The 10,543-nt window shown below is 65.0% G+C and carries 10 protein-coding genes and 2 rRNA genes (1 of these 12 only partly in view); 5 read left to right on the top strand and 7 right to left on the bottom strand.

All coding sequences use genetic code 11. From position 1 onward, the window contains the following. From OV208_RS06445 to OV208_RS06435, 3 genes are all read left to right on the top strand, one after another. Positions 1 to 2,738, top strand: a 23S ribosomal RNA gene (locus OV208_RS06445); it begins 229 nt to the left of the window's first position. A 178-nt stretch (positions 2,739 to 2,916) separates the two neighbouring features. Further along, positions 2,917 to 3,033, top strand: a 5S ribosomal RNA gene (rrf, locus tag OV208_RS06440). 201 nt (positions 3,034 to 3,234) lie between these two features. Then, positions 3,235 to 3,678, top strand: a complete 444-nt coding sequence (locus OV208_RS06435; RefSeq protein WP_267572945.1) for a hypothetical protein — start codon at positions 3,235 to 3,237, stop codon at positions 3,676 to 3,678. Between the two features lie 9 nt (positions 3,679 to 3,687). Here the strand turns inward: OV208_RS06435 and OV208_RS06430 are convergent, their stop codons facing one another. Beyond that, positions 3,688 to 3,888 carry a SlyX family protein gene (locus OV208_RS06430; protein WP_267572944.1) on the bottom strand — a complete coding sequence of 67 codons (201 nt, stop codon included), beginning with the start codon at positions 3,886 to 3,888 and terminating at the stop codon, positions 3,688 to 3,690. A 31-nt stretch (positions 3,889 to 3,919) separates the two neighbouring features. On the opposite strand from OV208_RS06430, the gene OV208_RS06425 reads away from it, so the two are divergent. After that, positions 3,920 to 4,219: a tetratricopeptide repeat protein gene (locus OV208_RS06425; RefSeq protein ID WP_267572943.1), complete on the top strand. Its 300-nt coding sequence runs from the start codon at positions 3,920 to 3,922 to the stop codon at positions 4,217 to 4,219. A gap of 3 nt (positions 4,220 to 4,222) precedes the next feature. On the opposite strand, the gene OV208_RS06420 is transcribed toward OV208_RS06425, so the two are convergent. The 3 genes from OV208_RS06420 to OV208_RS06410 all read right to left on the bottom strand — a co-directional run bounded on the left by OV208_RS06420 (position 4,223) and on the right by OV208_RS06410 (position 6,104). Then, positions 4,223 to 5,191 (bottom strand): tetratricopeptide repeat protein, encoded by a 969-nt coding sequence (locus OV208_RS06420; protein ID WP_267572942.1) that lies wholly within the window; start codon positions 5,189 to 5,191, stop codon positions 4,223 to 4,225. 9 nt (positions 5,192 to 5,200) lie between these two features. Next, positions 5,201 to 5,545, bottom strand: a complete 345-nt coding sequence (locus OV208_RS06415; RefSeq protein ID WP_267572941.1) for a zinc ribbon domain-containing protein — start codon at positions 5,543 to 5,545, stop codon at positions 5,201 to 5,203. Between the two features lie 136 nt (positions 5,546 to 5,681). Further along, on the bottom strand, positions 5,682 to 6,104 hold the full coding sequence (locus OV208_RS06410; protein ID WP_267572940.1) for a hypothetical protein: 423 nt from the start codon (positions 6,102 to 6,104) through the stop codon (positions 5,682 to 5,684). A 214-nt stretch (positions 6,105 to 6,318) separates the two neighbouring features. Between OV208_RS06410 and OV208_RS06405 the strand changes: the two genes are divergently transcribed. Beyond that, a complete protein-coding gene (locus OV208_RS06405; protein WP_267572939.1) occupies positions 6,319 to 6,510 on the top strand; it encodes a hypothetical protein in 192 nt (63 codons plus the stop codon). Between the two features lie 60 nt (positions 6,511 to 6,570). On the opposite strand, the gene OV208_RS06400 is transcribed toward OV208_RS06405, so the two are convergent. Genes OV208_RS06400 through OV208_RS06390 form a run of 3 tightly spaced genes read right to left on the bottom strand, consistent with a single transcriptional unit; the run spans position 6,571 to position 10,105 of the window. After that, positions 6,571 to 7,398 (bottom strand): hypothetical protein, encoded by an 828-nt coding sequence (locus tag OV208_RS06400; RefSeq protein ID WP_267572938.1) that lies wholly within the window; start codon positions 7,396 to 7,398, stop codon positions 6,571 to 6,573. After that, complete coding sequence (locus OV208_RS06395; protein WP_267573175.1) at positions 7,395 to 8,129, bottom strand: hypothetical protein; 735 nt, start codon at positions 8,127 to 8,129, stop codon at positions 7,395 to 7,397. Before OV208_RS06395 ends, OV208_RS06400 begins: the two co-directional genes overlap by 4 nt. Positions 8,130 to 8,167: 38 nt before the next feature. Then, entirely contained in the window at positions 8,168 to 10,105 is a 1,938-nt protein-coding gene (locus OV208_RS06390; protein ID WP_267572937.1) for a TonB-dependent receptor, read from the bottom strand. Positions 10,106 to 10,543: the final 438 nt, after the last annotated feature.

The raw sequence follows: 10,543 nt of genomic DNA, 5'->3' as shown, positions 1-10,543 counted from the left end.
ACGAGTGATTCCCAAAGTAGTGGCGAGCGAAATGGGAAGAGGCCAAACCAACGTCATGCAAATGGCGGTGGGGTAGCGGGTCCGCGGTAGGACTTTGACAGGCTAGTGGAAGCGTCCTGGAAAGACGCACCAAAGAGCGTGATAGTCGCGTACACGAAAGCCAGTTGGAGCTGAGCGGGTTACCCAAGTAAGACGGGACACGTGCAATCCTGTCTGAATCTGCCGGGACCATCCGGTAAGCCTAAATACTCCTTGGCGACCGATAGTGAACAAGTACCGCGAGGGAAAGGTGAAAAGAACCCCGGTGAGGGGAGTCAAAAGAACCTGAAACCGCATGTCTACAAGCAGTTCGAGCACTACGGCGCAAGCCAGTGCGAGAGCGTACCTTTTGCATCATGATTCGGCGACTTAATATACGTAGCGAGGCTAAGCCGATAGGTGGAGCCGGAGCGAAAGCGAGTCCGAACAGGGCGTTTAGTTGCGTGTATTATAACCCGAAGCGGGGTGATCTACACATGGCCAGGTTGAAGTGCGGGTAACACCGCATGGAGGACCGAACTCATGAAAGTTGAAAATTTCTGGGATGAGCTGTGTGTAGGGGTGAAAGGCCAATCAAACTCCGTGATAGCTGGTTCTCCCCGAAAGATATTTAGGTATCGGCTCGGGCAATTCAATGCCGGAGGTAGAGCACTGGAACGGCTAGGGGTCTCACCAGATTACCAAACCGTACCAAACTCCGAATGCCGGCAATTGTTATCCCGGGACGCAGTCAGTGGGTGATAACGTCCATTGGCAAGAGGGGAATAACCCAGACCGACAGCTAAGGCCCCCAAATCTAGTCTAAGTGAACACTAGAAAGGATGTGGCAGGTCATTGACAACCAGGAGGTTGGCTTAGAAGCAGCCATCCTTTAAAGAAAGCGTAATAGCTCACTGGTCAAGACAGGCCGCGCCGAAAATGTAACGGGGCTCAAGACTAGTGCCGAAGCTTCGGGTCATGCACGTCAAGCGTGCGTGGCGGTAGGGGAGCGTCCCAGTTGCAGCGAAGGTAGACCGAAAGGGCTGCTGGAGCGACTGGGAGTGCTGATGCCGAAATGAGTAGCGATAAAGGGGGTGAGAAACCCCCTCGCCGTAAACCCAAGGTTTCCTGGGTCAAGTTAATCTTCCCAGGGTTAGCCGGGTCCTAAGCCGAGGCCGAAAGGCGTAGGTGATGGCAAGCAGGTTAATATTCCTGCGCCATCTTGCAGACGTTGAACTGAGGGAGGACGGAGAAAGCTAGGCGAGCTGACGGGTGGTTGTGTCAGTCTAAAGACGTAGGGGTGTCGCGTACGAATAAAGGCGCGGCAGCTATCCCCGAGATCCCATGGCGCCCCGCAAGGGGTAAGTCGCTGATGCTCTGCTTCCAAGAAAAGTCCCGCAGGGAGTCTGCAGGGTGTCCGTACCGCAAACCGACACAGGTGGGTGAGGAGAAAATCCTAAGGCGCTTGAGAGAACTCTCCTCCAAGGAACTAGGCAAATTTCCACCGTAACTTCGGAAGAAGGTGGGCCTCTGGTAGGTGTAGGCGTACAGCCGAAGCCGAGAGAGGTTGCAGAGAAATGGCGGTAGCGACTGTTTACCAAAAACACAGGACTCTGCGAAGGCGACAAGCCGACGTATAGGGTCTGACTCCTGCCCGGTGCTGGAAGGTTAAGGGGATTCGTCAGCCGCAAGGCGAAGCGATGATCCGAAGCCCCAGTAAACGGCGGCCGTAACTATAACGGTCCTAAGGTAGCGAAATTCCTTGTCGGGTAAGTTCCGACCTGCACGAATGGAGTAACGACTTCCGCACTGTCTCGGAGAGGGACTCAGCGAAATTGAAATAGCTGTGCCGATGCAGTTTACCCGCAGCAAGACGGAAAGACCCCGTGAACCTTTACTACAACTTGACAGTGACACTAGGGATTGACTGTGTAGGATAGGTGGGAGCCTTTGAAGCCGGGCCGCTAGGTTCGGTGGAGGCAACGGTGAAATACCACCCTGTTGATTTCTGGTGTCTAACCATGTCTCGTCAGCCGGGACTGGGACACTGTCTGGTGGGTAGTTTGACTGGGGCGGTCGCCTCCCAAAAAGTAACGGAGGCGCGCGATGGTTCCCTCAGCCCGATTGGAAACCGGGCGTCGAGTGCAATGGCATAAGGGAGCTTGACTGCGAGACCGACAGGTCGAGCAGGTGCGAAAGCAGGTCATAGTGATCCGGTGGTCCTGAATGGAAGGGCCATCGCTCAACGGATAAAAGGTACTCCGGGGATAACAGGCTTATCTCCCCCAAGAGTTCACATCGACGGGGAGGTTTGGCACCTCGATGTCGGCTCATCGCATCCTGGGGCTGGAGCAGGTCCCAAGGGTTTGGCTGTTCGCCAATTAAAGCGGTACGCGAGCTGGGTTCAAAACGTCGTGAGACAGTTTGGTCCCTATCTGCTGTGGGCGTAGGATACTTGAGAGGCTCTGACCTTAGTACGAGAGGACCGGGTTGGAGGCACCGCTGGTGTACCAGTTGTCTCGCCAGAGGCATCGCTGGGTAGCCATGTGCCGATTGGATAACCGCTGAAAGCATCTAAGCGGGAAACCGACCTCAAGACCAGGTATCCCGGGCGCAAGCCCCTGAAGACTCGTGGAAGACTACCACGTTGATAGGCTGGGTGTGTAAGCGCGGTAACGCGTTAAGCTAACCAGTACTAATAAGTCGAGCGGCTTACTTTCCCCCTTCTCTTGCATGCCCCCAACCGGGGAGTAAGGGATTCGGGGCTAAGGCCGAGGCCAGGACGCGAAGCAAGGCGTCTGCCCGGAAGACAATAGCTATTTCACTCTTCTTCAATGAGGAGGCTTCACTCAAGCAGAAGCTTGCAACTTACCCTTCGTATGCACCGTCATTCGCTTTTCCGGTGGCAATGTCGGAGGGGTCACACCCGTTCCCATCCCGAACACGGAAGTTAAGCCCTCCAGAGCCGATGGTACTCCGCGGGAAACCGCGTGGGAGAGTAGGTCGCTGCCGGATTCTTTTTGAAGAGCCCCTGGTGCCGCAAGGCGCCAGGGGCTTTTGTCTTTGCGGGCTTGGGCCTGGCTTCGCCATGCTCGTGCGCGTGGATTGATCCGGCGTGATGCGAACATCCCGGGTCTGGCTTTGAGACTGGCTTGCCCCTGGCTGCTTTGCTTGAGTGGCGCTTCTTCCCCCTCTTGCTGGACAGGAGCCTCTCGCATGCATCTGCTTCGAATCTACGCCGCCGGTCTGCTCGCGCTGGGATTCCTTCTCGTGCCCGCCCGCTCCGAGGCTGCTGCTGGGGTTCGGCTCGGCGTGGGGGCGGACTACTGGGTGGATGCCAGCGCGGCCTTCAACTTCACGCTGGGCGTCGAAGGGCATGTCGCGGGCCCCATCTTCGTCGGTGCTCGCTTTGGCGCGGTGCTGGTGACGGACGGCAACATCATTGGCGTTCCGCTGGACATCTCCATCCGCGCGAACGTGGGTCGGACGGTCTACGTCGAGGGCCTGGCGGGGCCGTGGATCTTCTTCAAGGGGGACACCTTCAAGGCCCACGCGGCGTTCGGCTTTGGTCTCCAGGGGAAGGCCGCGAGCATCGGCGTCGAAGTGGGCTACCTCGAGCCGAATCCCATCATCGGCCTGCGGCTCGGCTACAAGTTCTGAGGCAACGCCTCAGTAGTGCGGCGGGCGGTCCTGCTGGCGGGCGTCCACCAGGCCCGGCTCGGCCTCGAGCTTGCGCTTGAGGCCGTCCACCTCGGCTCGGAGCGCGTCGATGATACGCCCCTGCTGGTAGAGGACGTCGCTCAGCTCCTGCAGCAGTTCCTGCTGCTGCGTGTAGCGGATTTCCAGCTCGATCAGGCGCTTGTCTTCCATTGCCGTCTTCTCCGCGGGGGAACGCTGCCCCATGAATACCCTCGAATACCTTCAACGTGCCCGCGAGTTGCTCGGACGTGGGCAGCCCGAACTGGCGGAGTCCGCGCTGAGTGACGCCATTGATGCAGCCGTGGCGACGGAGGACCTTGTCCTCCTGACCCAGGCTCGCTTCGCCCTGGGCGAGCTGCTCTTCCAGCAGGGCCGCGATGAAGAGGCAATCCCCTTCCTCCAGGCCGTGGTCCGGACTGAACGGGCCGACGGGTCCGTGGATGCCCCGGTCATCGCCTCCGCGCGAATGCTGCGCCAGATTCGGGGGGAGGAGCCTCGCTGAGTTTCAGGGCAGCCGGCACTGCTCCCGGATGGCGTCCATCCGTTGGGGGAAGCGCCGCTCCAGGTCCGTGCGTGTCTGGCGGGCTCCCTCGAACCGCCCGGCCTTCACCTGGAGGGTGCACAGTGTGGCCAGCGGCCGCGTGTCCGCGACGTTCAGCCGGTCCGCCCGCAGCAAGGCTTCCTCGGCGGCGTCATCGTTCCCGAGCTGAGCCCAGGCGAGCCCGAGCTGGAAGTGGCCTTCCGCGAGCTTCGGGTCCGCCTGGACCGCCTGCTGCAACAGCTTCACCGCCTCCCGGCTCCGCCCGCCCTTGCTGAGCACCAGGCCCTGTTCCACCAGGAGTCGGGCAGGGGGCATCCTGCCTTCCAGGGTGGCGAAGATCTTGAGCGCATTGTCGGGCTGCCCCATGCGACTGAGCAGCCGGCCGTAGCGCACCCCGATGAGGGCATCGCCTGGGACTCGTTGGTGGGCGCGGGCCAGGGCCTCCGTGGCGCTCGCGAGGTCGCCTTTCTTCTCGCTCAGGTCCGCCCAGAGCAGGTCTGCTCGGGGATCCGCTGGCGCGAACTCGATGGCCTTGTTCAGGGACTGCTCCACGCAGCGGCCCATCCGCTCCACGTCGCAGATGCGCGCGAGCAGGAGCTGGGTTTCCACCGCCGTCGGATCCCTCCGCTCGGCTTCCAGGGCCAGGTCGTGGGCCTGTGCTGGCGCTCCTTCCTGCAGGAGTTCCGCCGCCGTGCGCAGGTCCTGGGCCGTGGCTTTGTCGTTGGACTTCAGCGGCACCAGATAGGTCAGCCGGGTGTCGATGTTCTCCGTCGCGCGAGCGATGGCCAGTTCCTGCTCGGGCATGTTCCGGGGCAGGAACAGCGGAATGAGGTGGATGGCGAGCGCTCCCGCGGAGACCCACAGGACGCCTCGCATCCCCTGGCTCCAGCGCCGGTCGCGACGCTCCGCTGGCCCGTTCGACGGATCGCTCATGGCGGTTTCCTAAACGGCTCGCAGGTGGGGGCGCAGGCCCGAGGGAAGCTCCAGCCCACAGCTCCAGCAGAGTTCGAAATTGGCCGGGATCTCCTCACCGCACCGGGGGCAGGTCACGGACCGGTTCGCTGCTTCCTCGTTGGCATGCAACTCGGAGAGGACCTGCCGGCCGGCTTCCAGTTCCTGCGGCCATAGCCACAGCTCCACCCAGGCCTCGGTGCTGGGAATCTCTCCGCTTAGCGGTGCCAGGGACTCGCCTCGGATGTCGACCGAGAGACCGGCCGACTCCAGGGCGCCCGCCAGCATCCGCGCCTCTCCGACCGTGCGGTGCACGGAGAACTGCACGCGCTTCATGATGCTTGTCTGTCAGAAGCGGGCCGTCCCGGCAACCGCCCCTGGTCGCACCCCTGCTGTCCCACTTGTTTCACTGCTGCCCTGGACTTATCCCGCCCTTGCCCCGCGCGGCCTTGCGGGGCCGTGTGGGCGTCCGTCACTCATCGTGACGGAGTTGGTGAGGCAGGACGGCATGGGCATGGCGCGGCGCCCGGGCGTGCAGCTCCGTGGTCAGCAATGCGTCCAGCTCCGCGAGCAGGCGATCATAGCCGCCTCCGGCGCCCTTCGCGGGCAGCCGCTCGGTAGCGAGCCGCACGCGGGGCATCTCTTCGTCCTCGAAGGCCAGCGTCACCGCCAGTCCGTCCGGGCCTCCGGCCTGGGGCGCCAGCGTCGCGGGCTCGGGCTCCTGCTGGAGGGTCTCCAGCAGCGGCGTCAGCCGATGGATCTCCTCGGGTGTCAGGTCGCGCTCCATCACGGGCTCGCCCTGTTCCAGGACGCGCAGGTGTCTCAGGCCCTCCACTCGCAGCGCCTGGGCACCGGTGTTGGTCCGACCGCTGCGCTCGTAGGTCACTGTCTTCACGCGCCGTACCTCCTGAAGTCAGGAGTAGGCATCCGTCTTCGGGTCCGCATCCGGGCAGACGGGCGTCAGGCCCTGCCGGGGTGGGGAAGCGTGCCCGAGCGACCGGTGCCCGACAGTGCGGGGCGCCCTCGGGCCCCTGCGCTTCCGGAGGCCGCCTCCCTACCGTGCTCTTCGTCCGGACACGCCTGCCCGGACGCACGGAGGCCGTAGAACGATGAGCAAGAACAAGAACCCCAGCCCCAATGACCAGCGCTCCCATTCCAAGAACCCCGAGCGCCCTGAGCACAAGGCCGGCCAGGACAACCGCTCCAACCAGATGAACCCGAATCATCCCCACTCACAGCCCCAGACGCCGTCCTCTGGGAACAAGGGGGACATGCCGGGCGGGAACGGTTCGAAGCACTGAGCGTCGTGATGCGAGAGGCCGGCGGAGTCCTTCCGCCGGCCTCTCTTGCTTCCACGGTTCCTAGCGGACGCGCGGCGAGCACTCGCCTTCGCCGCGGTAGTGACCCACGGTCCGCACGAGCGCCGTCACGAAGTCGCGCAGGGTGCGCACGCTGCCCGCGCCTCCCGTGCCGTACTGGTTCGAGGGCAGGGTCGTCAGGTCCACCAGGCCCAGCTCATCCAGGGTGACTTCTCCGTCCGGACCCACCACCCCGGCGCTGTCCGCGGCCGCGATGGCGTCGAAGCGCATCTTCGCGTCGGGCGACTGGAGATCGTCGAAGAACAGGTGGTCTCCGTGCATCGTGAGCTGCACCGTCTCCGTGCTGCCCTTGGGCACCGTCACTCCGCTGCCGATGTCCTCGTTCTCGCAGCGCTCGTAGAGGGTGTTGGTGGGGAAGCCCCAGCGGAAGCGCTTCGACGCCGCCCCCTTCGTCGCGGTGCCCTCGACGTACACGGACCAGCCTTCGGTGTTCATCCGCGTCACGTCCTCGGCGTCCGCGTTGCCGGCGGTGGCGTCCGTGGAGGGGGCGATGGCGTAGCTCACCGCGTCCCATTCCTCGGAGGCCAGGTCGTTGAAGGCCGCGACGCTCACGGGGCCTGGACGGTGGACGTCGTAGACCTTCGCGGGCGTCTGCTCCGCGGCGACTTCGCCCTCCTCGTTGGCGACCTTCAGCTCCCCCAGCTTCACGAGGAACTTGGTGTAGCGCACGGTCCAGCCGTCCTCGAACGCGGAGGCGGGGATCTCCTTCTCGATGAAGTCCTCGCCGTACGTGGTGAACGCCACGTTGCCCTGACCCGACGAACAGGCCATCAGGCCCAGACACGACACTCCCATCAGCCACTGCTTCATTGCGCTGCTCCTTCCACCCACGTCACGACGTAGGCGCTGGTGTCTTCCACGCCGCGCACCAGGGCGTTCTGCGCTTGGCTGTCAGCGGGGAAGGTGGAAACGCCCGCCGCGTCCGGAAGCGACGCGGTGGCGAAGTTGATGCGGCTCAGCCACTTCCCCAGGTCCACCGCGATGCTCACGGCGCCGGGTTCCTGTTTCAGCTCGCGCTCGAAGCGCACGCCCTCGATGGCCTTGGGCAGGTCCACCGTCGCGTCGAAGTGCACGGTGGCTCCCTCCGTGTGGCTCGCCGTTCCCCGGACGTGCACCTGGTGGCCGCCCAGCACGTTCTGCGCGTCCGTGGGCGTCGCGAGCGTCAGCTCCAGTGAACCGTACGAACCCGTGACGGCGTTGGCTTCGCCCAGGAGGCTGCCTCCGGTCGCGAGCAGGTCCACTGTCTGGACCTTCAGCACCTCGCCCAGCGCGTCTCCGGGGACATAGTGGCCGGGGTGCGCGTTCGCGGTGCCTCCGATGAGCGAATACCAGTGGAAGCGTGGGGCTTGCGACAACAGCACGCGGCCCTCGAAGAAGCGCACCGTGCCCACCGAAAGATGGACGGCTTCCGGCGTGACCGTCCAGCCGTGCTCGTTGGGGGCCGTGGGCGCGATCGACGTCATCGACACGTTGAACGTGCGGCGCTCCGCCTCCGTCTTGGTGTCATCACCACAACCCAGACACATCAGGGTCGCGGCCATGGCCAGGGTGCTGCGCAGCAGGGCAGGGGGATTGGATTTCACAGGTGGACCTCCAGGGTGAGCGAGGCCGTGCGTGGCGACCCCGCGGTGAAATGCCGGGCCGGCACGAGGCTGGGCGGCGTGGATGGGTCGAAGCGAGAGCTGTAGACAAACTCACCGTCGCGCCAGCGCGTGTTCAGCAGGTTCTTCACGTCGAGCCGCAGGGCGAAGGCGCCCCTTCGCAGCGCGGCTTGCGCGTCCGCGAGGAACACCGTGCGGCTGAACTCGTCGTAAGGCAGGGGGCGGGGACCGATGAGGGTGAGCCCGGTGCCCAGGGAGAGGATGGCGCCCAGGGCCGGGAGCGGTCGGTCCCAGCCAATGTCCGCTCGCGCAACCAGCGGCGCGAAGTAGGGCAGCCGTGCGTCTGTCTTTGTCACCGTCGCGTTCGCGAGGGTGGCGCTCAGCGCCGCCGTGACGCCCGGCAGGGGACGGGCCTGCAACGCCGCGGAGAGGCCCGTGCGCAGCGTCTCTCCCGTGAACACCGTGGTGCCCACTGTGTGGTCGAAGAAGAAGTCGTCCTCCACCTGCGAGCCGAAGAGGCTGGCTTGAAAGGACAGACGCTCGCCTTCCCGCCGGGTTCCCAGCTCCGCTCCGTGCACGTCCACGAACGGGGCGCGCTCTCCCTCGGAGAGGCTTCGTGCCTGGGGGGAGCGGAAGCCGTCACCGTAGCTGGCGAACAGGGCCCAGGTGTCGGTGAGCGCGTATTCGATGCCTGCCTTCGCTCCCCAGTGCACTCCGAAGGCGCTGCGCGAGTAGCCCTGGCCGTCGTAGAAGCGCGGGTCCCGGAAGGCGAGCGCGTCGAAGACCTCCACGCCCAGCGCGTCGGCCCGGCCTCCCAGGCGGAAGGCCCAGCGGCCCAGGGGGAGCCTTGCCTCGGCGTAACCCCAGACATCCGTCTGGGTGATTTCCGCGTCCACTTCGTCCGCGAAGAAGGTGCCGTCCGTCTCGCGGTAACGGCGTTGCGTCTGATGGATGCCGTCGCGACGTCCTCCCAGGCCCAGCTCCAGCGCGACGGGCTGGCCGAAGAGGGTGACCTGCCGGCGATGCTCGGCGTGCAGGCCCAGGATGGAGCCTCCGTTCGTCTGCTCCAGGCCGTCGCCCCGATCGTCCACCCGGTATCCGGTGAAGTTGTTGCGCAGCCTCAGGTCCGAGAGGATTCCGAAGGCCTCCAGCCGCGTGCGCGCCGTGCCTTCACGCGGCAGGTCCACGCTGAACAGGAGCTGGTGCCGGGACACCGTTCCGCCCTGGCGCTCGAAAGAGCCGGAGTAGAAGGTGCGCCGACCCGCCTCCAGGTCGTCCTCGCGCACCACTCCGGGCGAATCGAAGCGCGTGACGTAGCTGCCTCCGAGGATTCGCGTCTTCAGGCCGTGGCCCAGGTCCACGTTGGCCTGGGCCAGGAGAGAGGCCCGGCCGTAGCTTCGCTGGGGGCCGAAGCCGTCTGCCTCGCCGAGTTCGGCCGCGGCGAATGTGCCGGGGTCCTCGCCAGGACGGACCGTCACGACGAGCCGGCGCTGGCCGAACTGGCCCAGCGTTCCCGCGAACTCCACGCCCTGCTCTCGCGCGCCCAGGTCCATCCGCACCGTGCCCGCGACCGCGAAGTCTGCCTGGAAAGCGCGGTAGGAGCCCTCCGTCACCTCCAGCGACTGCACGAGCTCCGGGATGATGAAGTTGGTGTCCGCGTAGCCGAGCGCGTGGATGTGGCTCACCTCGTTCACCGGCAGGCCGCCGACGTTCAGCTCCACATCCTGGCCGTGCAGCGCGTCGAAGCCTCGGAGGAAGAGCTGCTGCGCCTTGCCCTCGCCGCTGTGCTGCGAGGCCACGAGGCCCGGCACCACCCGCAGGACGTCCGTGGCGTTCGTGCGCGGTGCCGTGTCGAGGATGTCCCGGCCGATGGTGACCTCCGACGCGCTTTGCGCGGGGCGCGTGCCTCGCACCACCGTGGAGCGTTGCTTCGTCCCTTCTTCCGGGAGGGGCGCGTCAGGAGGCGGGGCCGAGTCCGATGCGAGGGTGGGCGCTTCGGGAGGGGGGCCTTGGGTCCCGCTGGGTGTCTCGAGGGCGGGCGCTTCGGGCGGGGGGCTTTGTGTGCCGTTGGGGGAAGCGAGGGCGGGTGCTGGAGGCTCGGCCAGCCGTGTCCCCGGATGCGTCGGCGTGACTCCGGTCACCGCGGATGTGCTCGTCCCCGCCTGGATGGCTTCCCGCGGCACTGCGTGCAGGCATGTCGACAGCGTGGCGATGGCGATGAGCAACATGATCACGGGAGGAAGCGGCACGAGGGAATGGCGACACGTCCCCGGGGCGCGAGTCGACGCACGCCCAGGACACAATGAAAGACAATGCGAGGCGAAACGCGCTCATGGCCCATGCCTGGCCAAGGC

The organism is Corallococcus sp. bb12-1 (assembly GCF_026626765.1).
Lineage (GTDB): Bacteria > Myxococcota > Myxococcia > Myxococcales > Myxococcaceae > Corallococcus > Corallococcus terminator.
This window is presented reverse-complemented; position numbering and strand designations above follow the sequence as displayed.

Coding starts and splice junctions, on each gene's coding strand:
- OV208_RS06405 (WP_267572939.1), top strand. CDS start 6,319: ATGAGCAAGAACAAGAACCCCAGCCCCAATGACCAGCGCTCCCATTCC.
- OV208_RS06415 (WP_267572941.1), bottom strand. CDS start 5,545: ATGAAGCGCGTGCAGTTCTCCGTGCACCGCACGGTCGGAGAGGCGCGG.
- OV208_RS06395 (WP_267573175.1), bottom strand. CDS start 8,129: ATGGCCGCGACCCTGATGTGTCTGGGTTGTGGTGATGACACCAAGACG.
- OV208_RS06400 (WP_267572938.1), bottom strand. CDS start 7,398: ATGAAGCAGTGGCTGATGGGAGTGTCGTGTCTGGGCCTGATGGCCTGT.
- OV208_RS06420 (WP_267572942.1), bottom strand. CDS start 5,191: ATGAGCGATCCGTCGAACGGGCCAGCGGAGCGTCGCGACCGGCGCTGG.
- OV208_RS06425 (WP_267572943.1), top strand. CDS start 3,920: ATGAATACCCTCGAATACCTTCAACGTGCCCGCGAGTTGCTCGGACGT.
- OV208_RS06435 (WP_267572945.1), top strand. CDS start 3,235: ATGCATCTGCTTCGAATCTACGCCGCCGGTCTGCTCGCGCTGGGATTC.
- OV208_RS06430 (WP_267572944.1), bottom strand. CDS start 3,888: ATGGAAGACAAGCGCCTGATCGAGCTGGAAATCCGCTACACGCAGCAG.